The sequence below is a fragment of the Pseudomonas sp. 1176_21 genome, assembly GCF_052850635.1.
Genome location: NZ_VXCV01000003.1, coordinates 19,855 through 42,196 on the forward strand (window position 1 = coordinate 19,855; position 22,342 = coordinate 42,196).

General features: G+C 66.0%; 26 protein-coding genes. 15 read left to right on the forward strand and 11 right to left on the reverse strand.

Going from position 1 to position 22,342, the window contains the following annotated elements; translation table 11 throughout:
* Nucleotides 1-69 precede the first annotated feature (69 nt).
* The gene (locus FW760_RS08225; protein ID WP_088515565.1) at nt 70-678 is read right to left on the reverse strand and encodes a hypothetical protein; all 609 of its coding nucleotides are present in this window, start codon (nt 676-678) and stop codon (nt 70-72) included.
* A gap of 69 nt (nt 679-747) precedes the next feature.
* A complete protein-coding gene (locus tag FW760_RS08230; RefSeq protein WP_116052243.1) occupies nt 748-1,209 on the reverse strand; it encodes a PAS domain-containing protein in 462 nt (153 codons plus the stop codon).
* Between the two features lie 150 nt (nt 1,210-1,359).
* Here FW760_RS08230 and FW760_RS08235 point away from each other — a divergent pair, with 150 nt between their 5' ends.
* Nucleotides 1,360-1,815 (forward strand): flavodoxin, encoded by a 456-nt coding sequence (locus FW760_RS08235; protein ID WP_043860425.1) that lies wholly within the window; start codon nt 1,360-1,362, stop codon nt 1,813-1,815.
* Here FW760_RS08235 and FW760_RS08240 read toward each other — a convergent pair whose 3' ends face one another.
* Nucleotides 1,816-2,703: a LysR family transcriptional regulator gene (locus tag FW760_RS08240; protein WP_043860424.1), complete on the reverse strand. Its 888-nt coding sequence runs from the start codon at nt 2,701-2,703 to the stop codon at nt 1,816-1,818. It abuts the gene before it with no gap.
* Between the two features lie 96 nt (nt 2,704-2,799).
* Between FW760_RS08240 and FW760_RS08245 the strand changes: the two genes are divergently transcribed.
* The 4 genes from FW760_RS08245 to FW760_RS08260 all read left to right on the forward strand — a co-directional run bounded on the left by FW760_RS08245 (nt 2,800) and on the right by FW760_RS08260 (nt 5,983).
* Nucleotides 2,800-3,186 carry a CidA/LrgA family protein gene (locus tag FW760_RS08245; RefSeq protein WP_116052242.1) on the forward strand — a complete coding sequence of 129 codons (387 nt, stop codon included), beginning with the start codon at nt 2,800-2,802 and terminating at the stop codon, nt 3,184-3,186.
* A complete protein-coding gene (locus FW760_RS08250) occupies nt 3,176-3,862 on the forward strand; it encodes an LrgB family protein (RefSeq protein WP_116052241.1) in 687 nt (228 codons plus the stop codon). Before FW760_RS08245 ends, FW760_RS08250 begins: the two co-directional genes overlap by 11 nt.
* A 192-nt stretch (nt 3,863-4,054) precedes the next feature.
* On the forward strand, nt 4,055-4,960 hold the full coding sequence (locus tag FW760_RS08255; protein ID WP_116052240.1) for an alpha/beta hydrolase: 906 nt from the start codon (nt 4,055-4,057) through the stop codon (nt 4,958-4,960).
* 111 nt (nt 4,961-5,071) lie between these two features.
* Complete coding sequence (locus FW760_RS08260; RefSeq protein ID WP_054914880.1) at nt 5,072-5,983, forward strand: SDR family oxidoreductase; 912 nt, start codon at nt 5,072-5,074, stop codon at nt 5,981-5,983.
* Between the two features lie 293 nt (nt 5,984-6,276).
* On the opposite strand, the gene FW760_RS08265 is transcribed toward FW760_RS08260, so the two are convergent.
* Nucleotides 6,277-7,056, reverse strand: a complete 780-nt coding sequence (locus tag FW760_RS08265; protein ID WP_043860419.1) for an IclR family transcriptional regulator — start codon at nt 7,054-7,056, stop codon at nt 6,277-6,279.
* A gap of 118 nt (nt 7,057-7,174) precedes the next feature.
* Between FW760_RS08265 and hmgA the strand changes: the two genes are divergently transcribed.
* Genes hmgA through maiA form a run of 3 tightly spaced genes read left to right on the forward strand, consistent with a single transcriptional unit; the run spans nt 7,175 to nt 10,410 of the window.
* Complete coding sequence (hmgA, locus tag FW760_RS08270; RefSeq protein WP_043860418.1) at nt 7,175-8,476, forward strand: homogentisate 1,2-dioxygenase; 1,302 nt, start codon at nt 7,175-7,177, stop codon at nt 8,474-8,476.
* A 2-nt stretch (nt 8,477-8,478) separates the two neighbouring features.
* Entirely contained in the window at nt 8,479-9,771 is a 1,293-nt protein-coding gene (gene fahA / locus FW760_RS08275) for a fumarylacetoacetase (RefSeq protein WP_116052239.1), read from the forward strand.
* Between the two features lie 12 nt (nt 9,772-9,783).
* Nucleotides 9,784-10,410: a maleylacetoacetate isomerase gene (gene maiA, locus FW760_RS08280; protein ID WP_058540845.1), complete on the forward strand. Its 627-nt coding sequence runs from the start codon at nt 9,784-9,786 to the stop codon at nt 10,408-10,410.
* A 77-nt stretch (nt 10,411-10,487) separates the two neighbouring features.
* Here the strand turns inward: maiA and FW760_RS08285 are convergent, their stop codons facing one another.
* On the reverse strand, nt 10,488-11,294 hold the full coding sequence (locus FW760_RS08285) for a SirB1 family protein (RefSeq protein ID WP_043860415.1): 807 nt from the start codon (nt 11,292-11,294) through the stop codon (nt 10,488-10,490).
* 116 nt (nt 11,295-11,410) lie between these two features.
* Here FW760_RS08285 and FW760_RS08290 point away from each other — a divergent pair, with 116 nt between their 5' ends.
* Nucleotides 11,411-12,433 (forward strand): Leu/Phe/Val dehydrogenase, encoded by a 1,023-nt coding sequence (locus tag FW760_RS08290; protein ID WP_054914877.1) that lies wholly within the window; start codon nt 11,411-11,413, stop codon nt 12,431-12,433.
* Nucleotides 12,434-12,436: 3 nt separating this feature from the next.
* On the opposite strand, the gene FW760_RS08295 is transcribed toward FW760_RS08290, so the two are convergent.
* Nucleotides 12,437-12,700 (reverse strand): YebG family protein, encoded by a 264-nt coding sequence (locus FW760_RS08295; protein ID WP_043860413.1) that lies wholly within the window; start codon nt 12,698-12,700, stop codon nt 12,437-12,439.
* A gap of 255 nt (nt 12,701-12,955) precedes the next feature.
* Between FW760_RS08295 and FW760_RS08300 the strand changes: the two genes are divergently transcribed.
* The gene (locus FW760_RS08300; protein ID WP_043860412.1) at nt 12,956-13,426 is read left to right on the forward strand and encodes a phosphate-starvation-inducible protein PsiE; all 471 of its coding nucleotides are present in this window, start codon (nt 12,956-12,958) and stop codon (nt 13,424-13,426) included.
* Between the two features lie 7 nt (nt 13,427-13,433).
* Here the strand turns inward: FW760_RS08300 and FW760_RS08305 are convergent, their stop codons facing one another.
* The 5 genes from FW760_RS08305 to FW760_RS08325 form a co-directional block, all read right to left on the reverse strand.
* Nucleotides 13,434-13,742: a DUF3509 domain-containing protein gene (locus FW760_RS08305; RefSeq protein WP_054914876.1), complete on the reverse strand. Its 309-nt coding sequence runs from the start codon at nt 13,740-13,742 to the stop codon at nt 13,434-13,436.
* 136 nt (nt 13,743-13,878) lie between these two features.
* Entirely contained in the window at nt 13,879-14,292 is a 414-nt protein-coding gene (locus tag FW760_RS08310) for an HPF/RaiA family ribosome-associated protein (RefSeq protein ID WP_043860410.1), read from the reverse strand.
* 248 nt (nt 14,293-14,540) lie between these two features.
* Complete coding sequence (gene fecA / locus FW760_RS08315; protein ID WP_446443722.1) at nt 14,541-16,871, reverse strand: TonB-dependent Fe(3+) dicitrate receptor FecA; 2,331 nt, start codon at nt 16,869-16,871, stop codon at nt 14,541-14,543.
* Between the two features lie 89 nt (nt 16,872-16,960).
* Nucleotides 16,961-17,890 carry a FecR domain-containing protein gene (locus tag FW760_RS08320; protein WP_058540849.1) on the reverse strand — a complete coding sequence of 310 codons (930 nt, stop codon included), beginning with the start codon at nt 17,888-17,890 and terminating at the stop codon, nt 16,961-16,963.
* Nucleotides 17,887-18,387 (reverse strand): sigma-70 family RNA polymerase sigma factor, encoded by a 501-nt coding sequence (locus tag FW760_RS08325; RefSeq protein ID WP_088515558.1) that lies wholly within the window; start codon nt 18,385-18,387, stop codon nt 17,887-17,889. Before FW760_RS08325 ends, FW760_RS08320 begins: the two co-directional genes overlap by 4 nt.
* 201 nt (nt 18,388-18,588) lie before the next feature.
* On the opposite strand from FW760_RS08325, the gene FW760_RS08330 reads away from it, so the two are divergent.
* Genes FW760_RS08330 through FW760_RS08350 form a run of 5 tightly spaced genes read left to right on the forward strand, consistent with a single transcriptional unit; the run spans nt 18,589 to nt 22,339 of the window.
* The gene (locus FW760_RS08330) at nt 18,589-18,894 is read left to right on the forward strand and encodes a DUF3649 domain-containing protein (RefSeq protein ID WP_043859706.1); all 306 of its coding nucleotides are present in this window, start codon (nt 18,589-18,591) and stop codon (nt 18,892-18,894) included.
* Nucleotides 18,891-20,468 carry a PepSY-associated TM helix domain-containing protein gene (locus FW760_RS08335; RefSeq protein WP_116052236.1) on the forward strand — a complete coding sequence of 526 codons (1,578 nt, stop codon included), beginning with the start codon at nt 18,891-18,893 and terminating at the stop codon, nt 20,466-20,468. Before FW760_RS08330 ends, FW760_RS08335 begins: the two co-directional genes overlap by 4 nt.
* Entirely contained in the window at nt 20,468-20,794 is a 327-nt protein-coding gene (locus FW760_RS08340) for a DUF3325 domain-containing protein (protein ID WP_043859708.1), read from the forward strand. The genes FW760_RS08335 and FW760_RS08340 overlap by 1 nt, the downstream gene beginning before the upstream one ends.
* 4 nt (nt 20,795-20,798) lie before the next feature.
* Nucleotides 20,799-21,362 carry an RNA polymerase sigma factor gene (locus FW760_RS08345; protein ID WP_100633479.1) on the forward strand — a complete coding sequence of 188 codons (564 nt, stop codon included), beginning with the start codon at nt 20,799-20,801 and terminating at the stop codon, nt 21,360-21,362.
* Nucleotides 21,359-22,339 (forward strand): FecR domain-containing protein, encoded by a 981-nt coding sequence (locus tag FW760_RS08350; RefSeq protein ID WP_116052235.1) that lies wholly within the window; start codon nt 21,359-21,361, stop codon nt 22,337-22,339. Before FW760_RS08345 ends, FW760_RS08350 begins: the two co-directional genes overlap by 4 nt.
* Nucleotides 22,340-22,342 lie beyond the last annotated feature (3 nt).

Below are 22,342 nucleotides of genomic sequence, written 5' to 3' on the forward strand. Positions count from 1 at the left end.
AGGCCGGCTCCTGCAGGCAGTTGCAGTCCTGCAGGGGCCGGCCTTGCCGGCGAAAGCCGCGCTGCGGTGTTAATCCGGATGCAATTCGGGATGCGCCAACCGGTGCTGGCGCAGGATGTACTGGCGCAACCGCTCGATCTCGTGGGGCTGGTGCTGGCTCAGCCGATAAGCTGCCAGCCCGTCGGCCGTCTTGCGCTGCAAGGTGCCCTGCAGGTTGATCGGCGCGTCGGCCTCGGGGCTGAACCACAGGTTGAATGTCTTGGGCGGCTTGCGATTGCGCGGTACCTGCACCAGCACACCGCGAAACGACATCTCGCACACCTTGAGGTCGGTGCTCAGGCCCAGCTCGTCGTCCAGCGCAACCGGCGGCTCCAGCGTGAGGCGCCAGGGGCGCATCATCGGCCCGTCTTCATAGATGCTCGGTGCGCCCAGTTGCAGGCTCACCGCATGGAACTCGTCTTCCACCAGCTGCAGTGGAAAGCTCATCTGCTGGTTCTCGAAATTCGCCTGCAGGGTCACCTGCTCCTGGGCCACCAGCCGGGTCAACAGTTGCTGCACCTCGCTGCCGCCATCAAGGCGCAGGCTGGAGGTGACGTCCGTCAGGTTCAGCTGTGGCGAACGGTGCATGGTCTGAATGAAATCCAGCTCATCCTGGGTCAGGAGGGCATCTGATTGCATGGGCGAACTCGGTAATTTCAATCGGGAATCATTTCTTCGTGGGTGATGGACAACGATTCGCTGGCTTTGTTAAGACCGTCCGTCGGGTTTCTGCGCTTCGAGCAGGGCGTACGCCCGGGCCAGTTCCAGCTCCAGTTCCAGCACCCGCTGCTCGGCGGCCACCTGGCGGCTCACGTCCTTCTGGATACCGATGAAGTACTTGAGCTGGTCGGCCTCGTTGAACACCGGGGTGATCGACAGCTCGTTCCAGAACGGCGTGCCGTCCTTGCGGTAGTTGAGCAGCACTTCCCGGCATGGCTGGCCGCTGCGGATGGCGTCGCGGATGCGTGCCCGGGCCGCATCGTCGCGCGGCTCGCCCTGCAGGAAGCGGCAGTCGCGGTACAGAATGTCGTTGGCCGCGTAGCCGGTAAGGCGTTCGAAGGCCGGGTTCACATAGATCAGGATGGTGTCGTCGTCGCCTTCCTGTTCGGCTACCACGATCCCGTCGTTGGAGGCATCAATCATGCGTTGCAGCAGCTTGGCGTTGATCATCGTGTCGAACCGAATGTGAAGGGGGCACCCAGGCGAAGGATTCTAGTGGATTGCCGAGCGGTCGGCATCTGCATGCGGGCCAATTGCCAGCGTCCGGAACCCGCATCAGGTGGTAGTATCCTACGCTTTTACTCAGCTTCGGGATTAGTTATGAAGGTTGCCATTCTTTCCGGCTCGGTCTACGGCACTGCCGAGGAAGTTGCACGCCATGCCGCCTCGCTGCTCCAGGCGGCGGGTTTCGAGACCCTGCTGGCCAACCGTGCCAACCTGCAGGACGTTCAGGGGTTTGCTCCGCAGGCCTTTCTGGCGATCACGTCCACCACCGGCATGGGCGAGCTGCCCGACAACCTGGTGCCGCTGTACAGCGAGATCCGCGATGTGCTGCCAGGTGCCTGGCGCGGCTTGCCCGGTGCGGTGATCGGCCTGGGCGACTCCTGCTATGGCGACACCTACTGCGGCGGCGGCGAGCAATTGCGCGAGCTGTTCGCCGAACTGGGCCTTGACGAAGTGCAGCCGATGCTGCGTCTGGACGCCAGTGAAACCGTCACCCCCGAAACCGATGCAGAGCCCTGGCTGGCCGAGTTCATCGCCAGGCTGCGCGGCTGATCACAGCGGTTGCGGGCGCTCGCGCAGCAGCGCCAGCCAGGCCTGCGCCGCCCGTGACAGGTAGGCGCCCTGGCGCCAGATGAAGGCGATGTCCCAGCGCAGGTCGCTGGGCTCGCTCAAGGTCACACGCACCACCCCCGGCCGTTCCAGGCCCCGCGCCACCACCCGTGGCAGCAACACCACGCCCTGGCCTGCCGCCACCAGTGCCGCCAGAAAATCCGCCTGGCCGCTGCGTCCGCCTTCCTTCGGGGTAAAGCCGTAGGCCTGGCAGGCCGCCAGCAGGCGATCATTGAGCACGAAGCTGCGCTGGTACAGCAGAAACGGCGTGTCGGCCAGTTGCCCCAGGTTGATGCTGCCGGCAGTGGCCAGTGGGTGGGCTACCGGCAGCAGCGCATCCAGCGGTTCGTTGCAGAAGGGCTGGCACTCGAAGCCCGGTGTGGTGGGCGTGAGGCTGCCGCCCAGCTCCAGCTCGCCGCTGCGCACGGCGTGCTCCACGTTCAGGCTGCCGCCTTCGAGCAGTTGCACGGTGATGTTCGGGTAGCGCCGCCGGTACTCGGCGAACAACCCGGCAAACAGCGCGTCGCTGCCCAGCAGCGGCAGCCCCAGGCGCAACTCGCCCCGCGCCAGCTGGCCAAGGTCGTCGAGTTCGTTGTGCAGTTCCTGGCGCAGCCGCAGCATGGCCTCGCCGCGGGCCAGCACGATCTTGCCGGCGTCGGTCAGGTGCAACTGCGAGCCATGGCGATCGAGCAGGGCCATGCCCAGGTCGTGCTCTAGCTGCGCCACCTGCTTGCTTACGGCCGACTGGCTGATATGCAGGGTCTGCGCGGCCTGGGTGAAGCCGCCGCGATGAACCACTTCGACAAAACTGCGTAGTTGCTTGAATTCCATTGCCTGAATTCCATTATGGAATGGAGGCCAGTCTAACAATTCGCTTTTTGCATGGGCAGCGGGATTTTAAACTGCAGGCCTCAGAGGACCCCTTCGATGACTGCCGTTTCATTCAAGAAATTTTCGCGCCTGCTCGCCGAACTGGGCGTGCTGCTGGTGCTGTACCTGCTCGGTTGCCAGCTGTCGGCCTGGCTGCACTGGCCGATCCCGGGCGGTGTGGTGGGCATGGCGCTGTTGCTGCTGGTGTTCGCCACCGGGCGGGTCAAGCCGGCCACCCTGCAGACCGGCGCCACCCTGCTGATGGCAGAGATGCTGCTGTTCTTCATTCCGGCGCTGATGAGCCTGCTCGACTACGGCCCGCTGCTGTGCAGCGAAGGCTGGCGCATTCTGCTGGTGATCGGTGCAAGCACGCTGCTGGTGATGCTCGCCACTGCCTTCACGGTGGAGTGGGCGTGCCGCTGGAGGCTGCGCCATGACGCTTGAGCCGATGTCGCTGTTCTGGCTGGCGCTGACCCTGCTGGCCTACCTGGGCAGCCGCTGGCTGTACCGACGTACCGGGCGCTACCTGCTGTCGCCGCTGATCCTGGTCCCGGTGGTGCTGCTGGCGGTGGCGGTGCCATTGCACACCGGTTACGCCGAGTATGCGCGCAACACCCACTGGCTGATGTCGGTGCTGGGCCCGGTCACCGTGGCCTTTGCGGTGCCGATCTGGCAGCAGCGGGCGCTGCTGGTACGCCACTGGCCGGCCCTGTCGCTGGGCATGCTGGTGGGCAGCGCGGCGTCCATCGGCAGTTCGTGGGCCCTGGCCCATGCGTTGTCGCTGGACAATCAGGTGAGCCTGTCGCTGCTGCCACGTTCGATCACCACACCCTTTGCCATGCCGCTGGCCCACGACCTGGGCGGTGTGCCGGAACTCACCGCGGTGTTCGTGATGTTCACCGGGGTGCTCGGTGCCCTGATGGGCGGGGTGCTGCTCAAGTACCTGCCCTTGCGCACGCCGCTGGCACGCGGGGCGCTGTTCGGGGTGGGGGCGCACGGCGCCGGGGTCAGCCGAGCCCATGAGGTGGGCGGCGAAGAGGGCTCTGTGGCGGGGTTGGTGATGGTGCTGACGGGCATTTTCAACCTGTTCATGGCGCCACTGTTACGTCACCTGCTGTAACTATTTACTGCCCTGACCCGGTGGGCCAATAAGCTGGCTGGCAATGCAACACCCGCTATCGAGTCGCGCCTCTAGACTGACCGGCAGCAGAGCACACCCATGTGCCGAGGTGATTGCAATGACCGCCGCCAACCCTTTGCCCGACAACGCGCTGCCCCCAGGAAGTTGCAGCCCCGAACCAGGACCTGCGTGATGCCCCTCGCCGAGATTCCCTTGAGTGTCTGGCGTACCCGTGGTCGCAGTTTCACGTTTCGTCAGCAATCGATTCGCTACTGGAGCGCAGGGCAGGGCGAGCCCCTGCTTCTGCTGCACGGCTTCCCCACTGCCAGCTGGGACTGGCACTACCTGTGGCAACCCCTGGCCCAGCGCTTTCGCGTGATCGCCTGCGACATGCTCGGCTTCGGTGACTCGTCCAAGCCGTTGCACCACACCTACAGCCTGCTGGAACAGGCCGACGTACAGCAGGCCCTGCTCGAACACCTGCAGGTTCAGGAGCCGGTGCACCTGCTGGCCCATGACTATGGCGCCACGGTGGCCCAGGAACTGCTGGCCCGTCACCACGAGGGGGCGGCCCAGGTGGCCAGTTGCGCGTTTCTCAACGCCGGCCTGTTCCCGGAGTGCCATCGTGCGTTGCTGGTGCACAAGCTCCTGCTCAGCCGGCTTGGCTGGCTGGTGGCGCGCTCGTTCGGGCGCGACGACCTGGTCAGGAATGTCACCCACCTCTATGGCCGCAGCACACGCCCCAGTGAAAGCGTGCTGGATGACTGCTGGAGCCTGATCGCCTCCAACCGTGGCAATCGCATCCTGCACAAGCTGGCAGCCTATGTACCCGAGCGCGCCACCTGGCGCGAGCGCTGGGTGGCGGCCTTGCAGCAGTCAGGCGTACCGCTGCGCCTTATCAATGGCGCCGCCGACCCGGTATCGGGTGCGCATGTGGTGGCGCGCTACTGCGAACTGGTGCCCCAACCCGACACCGTGACCCTGCAGGGCATCGGCCATTATCCGCACACCGAGGCACCGGTACAGGTGCTGCGCCACTACCTGGCATTTCGGCAGCAACCCCTGCCAAGCCTGGCGCACAAGGTCGCCTGGTCCTGATCATCCCGCTGCCTTATTGCCTGCCATTCAGCGTCCGCCCGGTTGATTGTCCGGGGCCGGGCGCTGGCTGACACTGGCTGCCATATTCCTTGCAGTTAACGGAGTGCCGAGATGACCGAGTCGATTCGCCTGGATGAAAAAGTAGTGATTGTGACCGGCGCTGGCGGGGGCCTCGGGCGTGCCCATGCGCTGCTGTTCGCCCGTCATGGTGCCCACGTGGTGGTCAACGACCTGGGAGGCTCCACCCATGGTGAAGGCGCCAGCGCATCGGCGGCCGACCGTGTGGTGGCCGAGATTCGCGAGGCGGGCGGCACGGCGGTGGCCAGCCATGACTCGGTCACCGATGGCGAGCGTATCGTCCAACAGGCGCTGGACACGTTCGGCCGCGTGGATGTGCTGGTCAACAACGCCGGCATCCTGCGGGACAAGACCTTTCACAAGATGGAGGACAGCGACTGGGACCAGGTGTACCGCGTGCATGTGGAGGGTGCCTACAAGCTCACCCGCGCCGCCTGGCCGCACCTGCGCGAGCAGAACGCGGGGCGGGTGATCTTCACCTCGTCCACCTCGGGCATATATGGCAATTTCGGCCAGGCCAACTACGGCATGGCCAAGCTGGGCCTGTACGGGCTGACCCGCACCCTGGCGCTCGAGGGGCGCAAGCACGGCATCCTGGTCAATGCCATCGCCCCCACCGGTGGCACGCGCATGACCGAGGGGCTGATTCCGCCGCAGGTGTTCGAACAGCTCAAGCCCGAGCTGATCAGCCCGCTGGTGGTGTACCTGGGCAGTGATCGCTGCCAGGACACCGGCGGGCTGTACGAGGTCGGTGGCGGCTGGGTGGGCAAGGTGCGCTGGGAACGCAGCCTGGGGGTGGGCTTCGACCCGCGCCAGGGCATGAGCGTGGAAGACATCGCCGCAAGTTGGGATGCCATCGGCGATTTCGAGGGCGCGGTGCACCCGCAGGACAGCCTCGAGGCGTTGCAGCAGATGATGGCCAATCTGCACAGGCACGCAGGCTGAACCGGGCAGCACAAATAAAAAAGGCCGCTGCAAAAGCAGCGGCCAAGCAAGACGTAGATCAAGGAGCTTCAAAATCAACGTCGGTGAACCTGAAGGGGGAGGGTTCAACGTGTCAGGTGGTTACTCTAGGGGGAGAGGATTAACCTGACATTAACCGCCAAACCATCGGCCCAGCGCCTGGCGAAACCGCGTTTCGCTGCAAGCCCGGCCAGCATAGCCAGCCCCCCTACCGAAAAAAATAGACGTTTCGGACATTCACTGTTGCAAAGTGGGTAACAGTGCACCAAAACAGGTCACTGTGGTTCATAGCCCATGCGCCAGCTGATTGCCTGCGCCGCCGCCTGCAGCTGCTGCGCCGCCGGGCCCTGTTCATCGGCATGGAAAATCGAGGTCGGGCCCACCACGGTCAGCACGGCAGCGATGTTGCCCATGGCGTTGAACACCGGTGCCGACAGCGCATCCACCCCCGGCATCAGCAGGCCATGCACATGGTGCAGGCCGCGTGCGCGGATCTGCGCAAACAGCGCTTCGTAGTCTGCGGCGTCCTGGCCCAGGGCAAGCAGTTCCTGGTCGCGCAACTCGATGGTCTCGCGCTGGGGCAGGTAGGCCCCGAACACCAGCCCGGTGGACGAACTGAGCAACGGCAGCACCGAACCGATCTGCGTCACCACCGTCACGGCGCGCACCGCAGGTTCGATGTTCACCACCGTTGCGCCCTGGTTGCCCCACACCGCGATAAAGCAGCTTTCATTGAGCGCGTCACGCAGCTGTGACAACGGCATGGCCGCCACTTTCAGCACGTCCATCCCGCCCAGCGCGGCCAGGCCCACGCGCAGGGCTTCACGGCCCAGCCCGTAGTGGTTGGTGGCCGGGTTCTGCTCGGCAAAGCCGCTGGCGATCAGGGCCTGCAGGTAGCGATGCACCTTGCTCGCGGGCATCTGCACATGCTCGGCCAGGCGCGACAGCGAGGTGGCCGGCGAGAGCTGGGCCAGCGCCTTGAGAATGTCGGTACCGACCTCCGCCGAGCGGACCTTCTGTTTGCCGTTGCTGTCGGCGGTGCTGGTTTTGCTCATGGGAAAGGGGTCCGTGTTGACAGGTGGGCGTCTTTATAGCTTGACGGGTTACAGGTATCAAATTACGTTATGCGTAATCAGTTTACGATAATAATAACGCTACCTGACTGGAGGCTCGATGAACGTCGATTCCACTCCCGCCCTCGCTTACCAGAGCGGCTTCGGCAACGAATTTGCCAGCGAGGCATTGCCCGGCGCCCTGCCGGTTGGCCAGAACTCCCCGCAAAAAGCCCCGTATGGCCTGTATGCCGAGCTGTTTTCCGGCACCGCATTCACCATGGCGCGCAGCGAGCAGCGGCGTACCTGGCTGTACCGTATCCGGCCATCGGCACTGCACCCGGCATTCGAACGCCTCGAGCGCCAGTTGAGCGGCGGCCCGCTGGGCCCGGTAACCCCCAACCGGCTGCGCTGGAGCCCGCTGGACATCCCGGCCGAGCCCACCGACTTCATCGACGGCTGGGTGGCCATGGCGGCCAACTCGGCGGCGCAAAAGCCGGCCGGCATCAGCATCTACAACTACCGCGCCAACCGTTCCATGGAGCGGGTGTTCTTCAACGCCGATGGCGAACTGCTGCTGGTACCCGAGCAGGGTCGCCTGCGCCTCGTCACCGAGCTGGGCGTGCTGGACGTGGAGCCGCTGGAAATCGCCGTGCTGCCCCGTGGCCTGAAGTTTCGCGTCGAGCTGCTCGACAGTCAGGCGCGTGGCTACATTGCCGAGAACCACGGCGCGCCGCTGCGCATTCCGGACCTGGGCCCGCTGGGCAGCAACGGCCTGGCCAACCCGCGCGACTTCCTCGCGCCGGTGGCCCACTACGAAGAGCAGCAGGGCCCGGTGCCGCTGGTACAGAAGTTCCTCGGCGAGCTGTGGGGCTGCGAACTGCAGCACTCGCCGCTGGACGTGGTGGCCTGGCACGGCAACAACGTGCCGTACAAATACGACCTGCGCCGTTTCAACACCATCGGCACGGTCAGCTTCGACCATCCCGACCCGTCGATCTTCACCGTGCTCACTTCGCCCACCAGCGTACCGGGCATGGCCAACATCGATTTCGTGATTTTCCCGCCGCGCTGGATGGTGGCCGAGAACACCTTCCGGCCACCGTGGTTCCACCGCAACCTGATGAACGAGTTCATGGGGTTGATCAAGGGCGAGTACGACGCCAAGGCCGAAGGCTTCCTGCCCGGCGGCGCCTCGCTGCACAGCTGCATGAGCGCCCACGGCCCGGACGCCGAAACCTGCGCCAGGGCGATTGCCGCCGACCTTGCACCGAGCAAGATCGACAACACCATGGCGTTCATGTTCGAGACCAGCCAGGTGCTGCGCCCGACCCGCCATGCGCTTGAATGCCCGCAACTGCAGGCCGACTACGACACGTGCTGGGCCACCTTGCCGAGCACCTTCACCCCGAATCGGAGATAACCATGAACCAGTCCGCCATTGCCCGCAGTTGGGTCGAGCACGCCAACGGGCATAGCGATTTCCCGCTGCAGAACCTGCCGCTGGGTATCTTCAGCCGTGGCAGCGACGAGCGTCGCTGCGGTGTGGCCATCGGTGACGCGATTCTGGACCTCGACGCGGTGCTGGCTGCCGGGCTGTTCGACGGCCAGGCCCGCAATGCGGTGCAGGCCACCCGCGGTGGTGCGCTGAACGCCTATTTCGCCCTGGGCCGTGAGGCCCGCGTGGCCCTGCGCGAGCGCCTGCTCGAACTGCTGGGTGCCGACAGCCCGCACCAGGCTGCGCTGAAGCCGGCCCTGTACCCGGCCGCCGAGTGCCAACTGCACCTGCCGGCGCGCATCGGCGACTACACCGACTTCTATGTAGGCATCGAGCACGCCAAGAACGTCGGCAAGCTGTTTCGCCCCGACAACCCGCTGCTGCCCAACTACAAGTATGTGCCGATCGGCTACCACGGCCGTGCCTCGACCATTCGCCCGTCGGGTACCGATGTCCGTCGGCCCAACGGCCAGACCCTGCCCGCCGGGCAAACCGAGCCGAGCTTCGGCCCGTGCGCGCGGCTGGACTACGAACTGGAGCTGGGCATCTGGATCGGCCAGGGCAATGCCATGGGCGATGTCATCCCGGTAGCGCAGGCAGGCGAACACGTTGCCGGCTACTGCCTGCTCAACGACTGGTCGGCCCGCGACATCCAGGCCTGGGAATACCAGCCGCTGGGCCCGTTCCTGTCCAAGAGCTTCATCTCCACCGTGTCGCCCTGGGTGGTCACCGCCGAAGCGCTGGAGCCGTTCCGCTGCGCCCAGCCGGCACGCCCCGAAGGCGATCCGCAGCCGCTGGCGTACCTGCTCGACCCGCGTGACCAGGCGGGTGGCGCGTTCGACATCGAGCTGGAAGTGCTGCTGCTGACCGAGCGCATGCGCGAGCAGAACCTGGCGGCGCATCGCCTGACCCTGAGCAACACCCTGAGCATGTACTGGACCGTGGCGCAGATGGTTGCGCACCACAGTGTCAACGGCTGCCAGTTGCAGCCAGGCGACCTGTTCGGTTCGGGCACCCTGTCGGGCGCCAAGCCTGGCCAGTTCGGCAGCCTGCTGGAGATTACCGAGGGCGGCAAGGTGCCGATCGAACTGGCCAGTGGCGAGGTGCGCAGGTTCCTCGAAGACGGCGACGAGATCATCCTGCGCGCGCGCTGCAAGCGTGATGGCGTGGCGTCGATCGGTTTTGGCGAGTGCCGCGGCAAGATCCTGCCGGCACATTGAGAGGGTACGAGCATGGAACTGTATACCTACTACCGTTCTACCTCGTCGTACCGCGTGCGCATTGCGCTGGCGCTCAAGCAGCTGGATTACCAGTCGCTGCCGGTCAACCTGCTCAAGGGCGCGCAGCGCGAGGCCGAGTTCCTGGGGCTGAACCCCCAGGGGCGCATCCCGGCGCTGCGTATCGACTCGGGCGAGCTGCTGGTGCAGTCGCCGGCGATCATCGAGTACCTGGAGGAGGTTTATCCACAGCCTGCGCTGTTGCCGCAGTCGCCGGTGGCGCGGGCGCAGGCGCGCGCCGTGGCGGCGTTGATCGGTTGCGACATCCACCCGCTGCACAATGTCAGCGTGCTCAACCAGCTGCGTGAGCTGGGGCATGACGACACCCAGGTGAACGCCTGGATCGGCCACTGGATCACCCAGGGGCTGGCGGCGGTGGAGCAGATGATCGGCGAGGCGGGGTTCTGTTTCGGCGATGAGCCGGGGCTGGCGGATGTGTACCTGATCCCGCAGGTGTATGCGGCCGAACGGTTCAATGTGGACCTGTCGGGCTGGCCACGGATTCGCCGGGTGGTGGCGCTGGCCGGTGAGCATGATGCGTTCGTGCAGGCGCACCCTTCGCGTCAGCCGGATACCCCCTGATGGCCCATTCGCCGGCCAGGCCGGCTCCTGCAGGCGCTGCGCGGCCCGTGTAGGAGCCGGCCTGGCCGGCGAAGCTTTCAGTGCACCGAAGGCGTCGGCGGCGGCAGGTGGCTCAGCCGCTCGGTCAGGCGCAACCGCTGGATCGGGTCATCCGTCAGCATCAGCGCATGCTCCAGGTCAAACCGCTCTGCCTGCGGGCAATCCAGCCGCTGATACAGTGTCGCCCGCGCCAGGTAGTCGCTGGCGCTGGCCGAGCCCAGCAACAACACCCGCTCGGCATCCTTCAGCGCCGCAAGGTCATCATCATTGCTCGCATGCAACTGACGCAGGTTGCGCGACAGTCGTTGCAGCATCTGCTGTGCGCTGGCCGTCACCAGATGCTCGGCGCTCAACGGCAACTGCGGGCCGAACTGGCGGCTGAGCAACTCGCGACAATCGGCCGGGTACAACCGGCGCCCGCCGCAGGGGTCCAGCAGGTGATCGGCCCCCGGCACGCGCAACAGGAAATGCCCCGGAAAATTCACCCCCTCCAGTGGTATCGACAGCCCGCGGGCCAGCTCCAGCGTGAGGATCGCCAGTGCCAGCGGTTGTCCGCGACGACGTTGCAGCACCTTGTTCAGCAGCGCCGCCTGCGGGCGCAACGGGTGGTATTCGTCCTGCTGGAAGCCCGCCGCGCTGAGCGCCCGCAGCAACGGCTGCGCCAGTTCGCTCACCGGCAGCATGGGCAGGCTCTGGCTGACCTGCTGCTGCACGAGCTGCAATTCGCCCAGCACCTGGGCCGGCTGCACGCTGGCATCGTGTTCGGCAGCGATCCACAGCGCCGCCTCGAACAGGGCGGCGGGGTTGCGTTCCAGGCAGGCCAGGCAGGCTTGGCGTGGGGTCATGGCAGTCTCCGCTCAAGCTTCTGTTGTAGCGCCGGCAGGGGCGTTCGTCCAGTGCCGCAACGTGTGCCTTCGCGCCGCCTATACTGGTGGGAGCACTGACTCACGAGGGCTGGGCAATGTTCGCTCTCATGCAAAGCACGCGCACCCACTCACTGCACCTGTGCGTCGACCCGGCCACGGGCCTCAAGGCGGTGATCGCCATTCACAACCAGCGGCTGGGCCCGGCCATGGGCGGTTGTCGCTATCTGCCTTACCCGGACGACGACACCGCAATGACCGATGCCATTCGCCTGGCCCAGGGCATGAGCTACAAGGCTGCCCTGGCGGGCCTGCCGCTGGGCGGTGGCAAGGCGGTGATCATCCGCAACCCCCATGTGGAAAACCGCGCTGCGCTGTTCGAGGCCTTCGGGCGCTTCGTCGACAGCCTGGAGGGGCGCTACATCACCGCGACCGATAGCGGCACCTCGACCCTGGACATGGACTGCATCGCCCAGAGCACCCGGCACGTCACCAGTACCACCACCGCCGGCGACCCTTCGCCGCATTCGGCCATGGGCGTGTTCGCCGGCATCCGCGCCACGGCGATGGCGCGCCTGGGCACCGACAACCTGGAAGGGTTGCGCGTGGCTGTGCAGGGGTTGGGGAATGTCGGGTTTGCCCTGGCCGAGCAGTTGCATGCGGCGGGGGCGGTACTGCTGGTCAGCGACCATGACCCGGGGCGGGTGCAACTGGCCATGGAGCAGTTGAATGCGCTGCCGGTGGCCAGCGAAGCGCTGGTCAGCACGCCTTGCGACATCTTTGCGCCGTGCGGGCTGGGCCCGGTGCTCAACAGCCAGAGCGTCATGCAGCTGCGCTGTGCCGCGGTGGCCGGCTCGGCGAACAACCAGCTGACCCACCTTCAGGTCGCCGACCAGCTCGAAACCCGCGGCATTCTGTATGCCCCGGACTACATCATCAATTCCGGCGGGCTGATCTACGTGGCGCTGACCCACCAGGGCCAGGACCTTGGCACCATCACCGCGCACCTGGCGCGCATCCCCACGCGGCTGACCGAGGTCTTCGCCCACGCCCAGGCCGAGAAGAGCTCGCCGGCCCGCGTGGCCCAGCAACTGGCCGAGAAGCTGGTGTACAACGCCTGATGCCTACTCGGCGGGCTGCTCGGCAAGCAGCTCGGACAACGCGTCGGGCTGGCTCTTGAAGGCCTTGGCGAACACATCGCGGTTCTTCGCCATGTAGATACCCGCTTCCTCGACCTGCTGTTCGCTCAGCGACGGCACGGCCTTCTGCAGCACCTCGGCGAGCAGTTCGGCCAGCTCGAGCATCTTGTCGTGACGGTCTGCTTCAGCTTTATCCATGAACAAGCGCTCCAGATCGCGGCTGCTGCGGTATACCACTTCGACGGCCATTCATCACCTCACATGCCTTTCGATAATTGATGTGTACGAGTACTGTGTTTTTATACAGGTAAAAGCATAAGGCAAACCACCACGTTTGGGTAGTGGCATTTTTATAGCTCAATTTGCTCGCAATGGTGGGGTGGCGGGTGTCTTGCGGCAATCGGTCGCCTTCTCAAGCTGTGCCGCTGGCCTTTTTACTGCATGCAGGCAAAGCGTCACCTGGGTGGCGCATCCTCCCTTCGTCGTTTCCAAGGAATTCGCATCGTGAACATCAAATGGGCTGAAAAAGTGCGCAAGGGCCTGCATGGCTCGGCGGATTCGCTGGGCAACCTGTGCGTGGAGGCCTTTCATTACCTGGCACTGTTCGGCATCGGTGCCATCACCGCCTATGCGGCGGTGTCGGCATTCATCGAGATGATCGGCAAGGGTGGGGTGAGCGTCGATGACATCCTGCTGTTGTTCATCTACCTGGAGCTGGGGGCGATGGTGGGGATCTACTTCAAGACCAACCACATGCCCATCCGCTTCCTGCTGTACGTGGCGATCACCGCGCTTACGCGCCTGCTGATCGGCGATGTGTCGCACCACAAGGCCCCCGACGTGGGCCTGCTGTATGTGTGCGGCGGGATCCTGCTGCTGTCGTTCTCGATCCTGGTGGTGCGCTACGCCTCGTCGCGCTACCCCTCCACCAAGGCCATCGACGCCAGCGGCAAGGAAATCGAAGAGGCCAAGTAGCCTTGGCTCACGCCCCCGCGCGGCGCTCGCTGGCGGCGCGCAGGCCCGGGGTGCGTGCACCGTCGCGGGTCATGCTGGCCAGAATCTCCATGGCGCTGTGGCCCTGCTCGATGGCAATACCAAAGCGCACGCTCTCGATCAGGCGCGCCAGGCGCTTGGGGTCATTGCGCTGGGCCGGGCTGATCAGGCGCTTGGCCACCACGCCCTGATCGTCGGACAGTGTCAGCATGATGCTGCCATCGAGCCGCTCGATACTCAGGTTGACCCGGTAGGTGTCGGCAAATGCAGCGTTGATCTGTTGGAAGGGGTTGACCATGGGGCTGTACCTGGCAAAGACATGTTCTGATTGACCGGGCCCTGGCCAGGTTGGTTCAGGTGGCGTTGCGAGGCAGGTGCCGAGTGGTCAATAAAAAAGGCGAGCCGTGGCTCGCCTTCTTTCATTGCCTTGGCTGTCAGGCCTGACGGGCCTGCAGGGCTTGCTCGTTCTCCAGGAATTCTTCCTGCAGCAGGGCATCGGCTGCCGGGGCGGTTGCGACCTTCTGGGTCACGCCACGTTTGCCGCGCAGTTTGCCGAACAGGTGCTCGAGGGAATGCTCGAGTTTGGTCGCGGCGCCTTCGATGGCCTGCTCCAGGCTATCGGCCTTGTGGCTGACGGAAATCGGTTGATGGCCTTTGGGGCGTGCCTCCATCTGGCAGCGCATGTCGTGGGGGCCTGGCTTGTCGCCGTTCTCATCGCGCAGGTGGACTTCGATGCGGGTGAGGTCTTCTTCGTAGCGTTCGAGCGTGCTTTCTACCGTAGTGCGTACCCACTCTTCGAGACGGGCACTGCTTTGGATATGGTTGTCGCTGTTGACTTGGATTTGCATAGTTCAATCCCTTATTCAGCTAGCTCGCAAGAGAACGATGCGGGCCATTGCGGCCTGTGGAAATCATCGCCTCTTGACTACAAGGTCAGGCAGTTGGCAGAACTTTTCAAGTGCTTGAAGAAGAAAAATATTTTGTGGCAATTAAACAGGTGAAAGGTTGTCTGGGGGTGTCCTGAGTCAATGCGCGGCCCCCCGGCAAGGTGCGCTCCTGTAGGAGCCGGCCTTGCCGGCGAAGCAGGCGCTACCGATCAGAAAGCGACCGATGTCTGCACATAGACCGTCCGTGGCTCACCCACATACTTGCCCTTGTTGTTGTCGTCGAACGAGCGCGTGAAGTACTGGTGGTTGAAGATGTTCTTCACCCCCACCGCCACGTTCAGGTTCGACAACTGCGGCCCGAAGTCATAGCCGGCGCGGCTGCTGAACAGCATGTAGCCCGGGATGCGCCCGGCCGCGCCGTCTGCACTTTCAGCCGAGGTGTTGGCGTTGTCGGCGAACTGGCTGCTCTGGTAGGTGCTGTCCAGGTTCAGCTTCCACGGCCCGTCGGTGTAACCCAGCCCCAGCGTGCCCTTGTGCCTGGAGGAGAACGGCACACGATTGCCCTTGTTCGGCCCATCTTCGCGGATGGTCGCGTCAACGAAGGCATAGCTGGCGTACACATCGAACCCGGCCAGCGCCGGCGTGAGGCCGTCCAGCGCGTACTTCACGCTCGTTTCCAGGCCCTGGTGGCGGGTTTCACCACGGGCGATCACGTCGTCGGTGGTCTGGTTGCTTTCGTACTGGTTGTCGAAATTGATCAGGAACAACCCGGCCTCGGCCTGCAGGTTGCCGTTGTCGTAGCGCGTGCCCAGCTCCCAGGTGCGGGCCTTCTCGGGCTTCACTTCACCCTGGTTCACGCGGTTGGGCATCTGGCTGTACTGCACGCTGCCGAACGAACCCTCGGTGTTGGCGTAGAGGTTCCAGCTGTCGCTCAGGTGGTACATCACGTTCAGCGCCGGCAACGCGGTGTTGTAGTCGCCCTTGTATTCCAGGCCCTTGAGCTTGTTGCTCTGCTGCGACTTGATCATCTCGTAGCGGATACCCGGGGTGATGGTCCACTGGCCGATGTCGATGCGGTCATCCAGAAACAGCGCATGGGCATCGGTGCCGCCACGGGTGTCGCGGTCGTTGGGGCTGGAGGTGGTCGGCAACTGGCCGGCGCTGACGCTCTCCATGTAGCGCAGCTCGTGCCCGGCCTCGTTGATGTAGCGGTAGCCAAGGCCCACCTCGTGGTGGCTGTCGCCCAGCGCAAAGCCCTGGGTGAAACGGGTTTCGATGCCGCGCACCCAGTACTCGCGCGGCGACAGCGAGATCGACCTGTTCTGCACCAGGTAGCCACTGCGCAGGGTCTTGGTGAAGAAGCTGTTGACGCTGAACTGGCGCTCGCCTTCCTTGTAGTCGTAACCGGCGTTGAACATCGTGCGCCGGCCCCAGAACTTGTCCTGCAGGCGGGTCGACTGGTACGGGTCGGCGTCGTAGTCGGCCACGTTGAGGCCGCCGGGCATCTGCGCCTCGCCCTCGTAGTACTGCGCCATGGCATGCAGGCTGTTGGCCTCGTCCAGTTGCAGCTTGCCCTTGAGGATCAGGTCGTCGATCTGCGTGTCGCTGTGCTCGCGCCAGTCGCCACCGCGGGTGCCCGAATACAGGATCGCGCCGCCCAGGCCGTTGTCGGCGGTGCCGCCGGCCAGCAGGTTGGCGCTGCTCTTGAAACCGTCGTGGCTGGAGGAGGGGCTGGTCTGGGTCTGCAGGCCGGCCTTCAGCGTGGGTTCGTCAGGGATCGCGCGGGTCACGAAGTTGACGATGCCGCCCACGTTCTGCGGCCCGTAGCGCACGGCGCCGCCGCCGCGTACCACGTCCACCGCTTCCATGTTGCCCAGGCTGATCGGCGCGAACGACAGCTGTGGCTGGCCATAGGGCGCAAACGGCACCGGAATGCCGTCCATCAGCACCGTGGAGCGCGAGGCCAGGCGCGGGTTGAGCCCGCGGATGCCGAAGTTCAGCGCCATGTCGTGGCTGCCGGTGCCGTTGTTTTCCGGCGCATTCACCCCGGGGATGCGGTTGAGCACTTCCCGTGCGCTGCTGGCGCCGGTGCGTTCGAACTCTTCACGGCGGATCACGTCCCGTGCGCCGGGGTGTTCGAACACGTTGTCCTGGGTGGCTTCACCCAGCCAGTCGCCGACCACGCTGGAACTGCCCAGCTCCAGCGGCGCGCCGGCGGCCGGGGCCAGCGGTTGCAGGCTGTAGGCGTTGTCGCCTTCGGCGCGGGCCTGCAGGCCGGTGCCTTCAAGCAGCGCGGCCAGGCCCTGTGCAGTGGAATACTCGCCTTCCAGGCCACGGCTTTTCACGCCCTGGGTCACCTGCGAGCCGAACGAGATCAGCACGCCGCTTTCACGCCCGAACTGGTTCAGGGCGTCTTCCAGCGACATCGGGGCGATGTGGTAGGTGCGTGCCTGGGCGGCGTGCAGGGGCGCAACGGCGCCGAAGGTGAGGCTGGTGCCCAGCAGCAGGGCATGGGCGAGGGGGCTTAGGCGAAGCGGCATGCAAAGGGTCCTTGAGAAGGTCGGGGCAAAGGGTTCTGCCTTCTCTGTCACGCGAGATGAAAAAACGGCTCAAGGTTCTGAAAATAATCTCAGGCGCGGGCTTCTACCGTGACCCAGTAGCGGGTGAAGCGCCGCACGCGCACCGGCAGCGACACCTCCAGCAGGTCCAGGATGCGTTCGCTGTCGGCCAGCGGGTAGCTGCCCGACAGCAGCAGGTCGGCCACCGCCGGATCGCACGTGAGCTGGCCGCGACGGTAACGGGCCAGGTCGTCGATGAAGTCCCCCAGGCGCGTATGCGCAGCCACCAGCATGCCGTCGACCCAGGCGCCGGTGTTGGCATCCACCGCATGGGTGGCGCCCCAGCGTGGCCCGTCGAAACGCGCCTGCTGCCCGGCTTCCAGCGCATGCCCGGCAAGCATCGCCCGGCCCTGCAGCACCGCCACCTGGCTGTGGTCGGCCCACTGGCGCACGTTGAAGCGCCCGCTCGACAGCTGCAGCAGGCCGTTGCCGGTCACCACGCGCAGGGGGCGGGGGTCGTCGGCCACATTGAGCAGCAGTTCGCCTTCGAGCAGGTGGATCAGCCGCTGTTCGCGGTCCAGGCGCACGTCGGCGGCGCTGGCGGTGTTCAGGTGCAGGTGCGTGCCGTCGTCCAGGCGCATCTGGCGGCGCTGGCCCAGCGGGCTGCGGTAGTCGGCCAGCAGGGGCGGCAGCGGGTTGTGCTGCTGCAGGGCCAGCCCGCAGGCGCCGCCCACCCCGAGCAGCAACAGCGCCTTGAGCGCGCGCCGCCGGCTGGCCGAGCGTGGCGCCTGCAGGGCGGCGTGCGCCAGTGGCGAAGACAGCCCGCGCAGGCGCTGATTGACCCGCTGTATGTGCTCCCAGGCGCGACGGTGTTCTTCGCTGGCCTGCAGCCAGCGCTCCATGGCCAGTTGCTGGCGGCTGTCGAGGGCACCGCCCTGCAGTTCGATCAGCCAGTGCACCGCCTGTTCTGCCACCTTTGGCGAGAATTCCTGGGCGTTCACAGGGCGAAGTAGCAGCGCATGGCCGCCTTGTTCAGATGGCGCTTCACGGTGGCCAGCGAAATGCCCAGCTCCCGGGCGATGTCGGCGTAGCCCAGGCCGTCGACCTGGGCCATCAGGAAGGCGCGCTTGACCACCACGGGCAGGCCGTCGAGCAGCCGGTCGAGTTCGATCAGGGTTTCCAGAATGATCGCGCGATGTTCTTCGCAAGGCGCCACCGCTTCGGGTAGCTGGGCCAGTGCCTGGTAGTAGGCGCGTTCCAGGTCCTGGCGGCGGTAGTGGTTGAACAGCACGCGCTTGGCCACCGTGGTGAGGAAGGCGCGAGGTTCGTTGAGCGTTGGTGTTTCGCGCGCCTGCAGCAGGCGCATGAAGGTGTCCTGGGCCAGGTCGGCGGCGCTGTGCGGGCAGCCCAGGCGCTGTCGCAGCCAGCCGGTGAGCCAGTTGTGATGGGCGCTGTAGAGGCCTTCGAGCGAAGCAGGGGCGGGCTGGGCACTGGGCACCGTGACAACTCCGGCGCCGGGGGATGCGCAAAAGAATAAGAATTGTTCGCATTGTAGGATTTGACGCCACAGGCTTCAAGTCACCCGCTGCAAGCGGCCATACCACCGATCTGCTTCTTCATGGCCGGTTGAAGCGGCGTCTTTGCATCTGCGAATATTAATCATTAATATTACGCCCCTCCTCACACTGGACCCGCTGTCATGAAAAGCAAAGCCGCCGGGCTGCCCTTCAGTTATCGCCTGGCCGTGACCTCGCGCAGCCTCGCGGCGCTGCTCGGCGGTTACCTGCTGGCGGCCATGGCCAGCGTGTGCATCACCTTGTTGCTGCCCATGCCCAAGGCCGACGCGGTCGTCACCGGCATGATGCTGTCGTTTCTGTTCTACCTGGTGGCGATCCTCTGGTGCTTCGCCTGTCGCAGCGCCTGGCATGCCTGGCTCGGGGTGCTGCTGCCCGGCGCCGCGCTGGCCGCCATCAACGGCCTGGCCTACTGGATGCAAACCCCATGAAAGAAGGCTTTCGCCAGGCCATGGCCTGGCTGCACACCTGGGCCGGGCTGATCTTCGGCTGGCTGCTGTTCGCGATCTTCCTCACCGGCACGCTGTCGTACTTCAAGAGCGAAATCAGCCACTGGACCCAGCCGGAGATCCCGTACCGCACCCTCGACACCACCGCCAGCCTGAGCCTGGCGCAGCGCTACCTGCAAACCAACGCCGCCGATGCCGGCAGCTGGTTCATCCAGTTGCCCGAAGCACGCGACCCGACCCTGCGCGTGGGCTGGCGTGCACCCGGCGCCGGCCGGCGCGATTTCAACGAAAAGATCCTCGACCCCGCCACCGGCAATCAACTGCACCCGCGCGACAGCAGCGGCGGCGAGTTCTTCTACCGCTTTCACTTCCAGTTGCAGATGCCCTATCCGTGGGGCCGCTGGCTGTCGACCTTCTGCGCGCTGATGATGCTGGTGGGGCTGGTCACCGGCATCATCACCCACAAGAAGATCTTCAAGGAGTTCTTCACCTTCCGCCCCGGCAAGGGCCAGCGTTCCTGGCTCGACGGTCACAACGCGATCGGCGTGCTGGTGCTGCCGTTCCACCTGATGATCAGCTACAGCAGCCTGGTGATCTTCATGGCCATGGTGATGCCGGCCAGCATCAGCACGATGTATGGCGACAACCTCCAGGCCTATTACAACGAACTGTTTTCGCGCGACGAGCCGGTCAAGCCGGCGGGCACCCCGGCACCGCTGGTGCCGTTGGCGCAGCTGTATGCCCAGGCGCGCCAGCAGGCGCCCGGCAGCGAGATCAGCTGGGTCGAGGTGCAGAACCCCGGTGACCTCAACGCACGGGTGCGCCTGGTGCGTGCCAGCAACGAGGGCATCGCCCAGAACCGCGGCGCCGGCTGGCTGTTCGACGGCGTGCAGGGCACCCCGCTCAAGGCCCCGGGCGAGCAGAGCACACCGTTGGTGATTGCCGCCGGCATGTACGGCCTGCACATGGGCCACTTCGCCGGCCCGACGCTGCGCTGGCTGTACTTCGTGTTCGGCCTGGCCGGCACTGTCGTGATCGGCACGGGGCTGGTGATGTGGCTGGGCAAGCGCCAGCTCAAGCACGCCAAGAGTGGCACCCAGCCCTTCGAACTGCGTCTGGTCGAGGTGCTCAACATCGCCAGCATGAGCGGGCTGATCCTCGCCGTGGCGGCGTTCTTCTGGGCCAACCGCCTGTTGCCGGTGGCCCTTGAAGGACGTGCCGATCTTGAGGTCGACAGCTTCTTTGCCGTCTGGGGCCTGGCGCTGCTGCACGCACTGTTGCGCCCCGGGCGCCGCGCCTGGGGCGAGCAACTGCTGCTGGGCGCGGTACTGTTCGCCGCCTTGCCGGTGCTCAACGCCCTGACCACCGGCACCGGCCTGCTGCCTGCGATCGCCCAGGGCGACTGGATGATTGCCGGGTTCGACCTCACGGCGCTGGGCTGTGGCCTGCTGCTGGCCTGGATGGCGCGCAAGATGCTGCGCCCGCAGGTGTTGGCGCCCAAGCGCGCGGCACGCACGCCCAGGGCCGCACCGCTGATCGAAAGCGAGGTGCAGTGATGCTGGCCATCGCGTTGTTCGGCTTTGCCGCAGTGGCGGCGTTGTGCCTGGCCATGGAGCGCCATTACACCGACCTGCTGGGGCACAAGCCTACGCCCCGCCGCCTGCGTGGCCTGCGCATGGGCGGCTGGTTGCTGATCGCCGTGGCACTGGGGCTGGCGGTGCGTCACAGCGGCTGGGCCATGGGCCTGGTGGAGCTGAGCGCGGTAGTGATGGGCGGCTTGTGCGCGTGGGTGTTCGTCCTTCCCTACGCCCCGCGCCTGCTGCTGGGCCTGGCCGCGGCCAGCCTGGTGCTGGCGCCGCTGGCACTGCTGGCGCCGTACTGAAACGATGAGCGAGCCGCTCGACAGCCACGACGACGCCCCGGGCCGCGCACGTTTCGTGCAGGTGTTCGTGGCCCAGCGTGCGCGCATGGAGCGCCTGGTCAGCCGCCGCGTGGGCTGTCGGGCCACCGCCGCCGACCTGGTGCAGGAACTGTTCCTGCGCTTCTGGCGTCGCCCGCAGGTCGAGGTCGAGGCGCTGGACACCTACCTGCTGCGCTGCGCCGGCAATATCGCCATCGACCACCTGCGCAGCCAAGGCGCCCGCGAGCGGGTCAACGACAGCCTGCTGGCGCCGCATCAAGACAGCCATGCCAGCGAGCCCGAGGCCGCGCTGGAGGCCGGCAGCGACCTGCGTCGGATCGAGGCTGCCCTGCGCGAGCTGCCCGAGCGCACCCGCCAGATCTTCCTGCTCAACCGTATCCATGGCCGCACCTATGCCGACATTGCGCGGGCCATGGGCCTGTCCCAAAGCGCCGTGGAAAAACATATGATGCGTGCCCTCGAGGCCTGCAAGGCGAGTATCGCCGCCGAGCCTGCCGTGCCCCGCAAGCCAGGGAATGCCCCGCGATGAACGCTCCAGCCCCACCTACCGCCGAACAGCAGCAGGCCGCGCTCGCCTGGCTCGGCCAGATCAACCAGCAGCCCGCGCGTGCCGAGGGCGCCGCGTTCAAGCGCTGGTTGCTGGCCGACCCTGCGCACCCGCAGGCCTGGCGCCAGGCCCAGGCGCTGTGGCAGCAGACCGCCGCGCCTGCAGCACGCCTGGCCGCCGAAGACGCCCCGGCACTGGACGCCTACCTGCGCGCGATGGACCGGCCCCGGCGCCGTTGGCCGGCCCGTGTGGCCGGGTTGGCACTGGCTGCCAGCGTGGTGCTGGGCGTGGCGATGGGGGCGGGCTGGCACCCGGCCAACTGGGTCGATGACCTGGGCGCCGATTACGTGGCCGCGGTGGGCGAGCTCCAGGCCGTGACCCTGGCCGACCGGTCGCACCTGCTGCTGGATGCCGACAGCGCCATCGACGTGGACTTCAGCGGTGGGCAGCGTCGCGTGCAGGTGCGGCGCGGCGCGGTGTTCTTCGAGGTCACGCATACCGGTGCGCCGTTCACCGTGCAGGCCGATGGCGGCGAGGTGCGGGTGATGGGTACCCGGTTCGAGGTGCGTCGCCAGCCCCAGGGCACCACCGTTACCGTGCTCTCGGGCAAGGTCGGGGTCACGCCGGCGCCGGGGCAGGCGCAGCAGGTGCTCACGGCCGGCCAGCAGGTGGAGTACGCCCAGGGCCTGGCCGGTGCAGTGCAGGGCGTGGACAGCGAGAACCGCCTGGCCTGGCGCCAGGGCTGGCTCAACTACTACCAGGCGCCGCTGGCGCAGGTGGTCGACGACCTGGCGCGGCATTACCCCGGGCGCATCGTGCTGCTGGACGACGCCCTGGCGGCGCGCAAGGTCAGCGGCAGCTTCCCCGCCGCCGACCCGCTGGCGGCGCTGGACGCCCTGGGGGCGGTGGCCGGCTTCCAGCGCAAGACCCTGCTCGGGCGGGTTACGCTGCTGCGCTGAAAA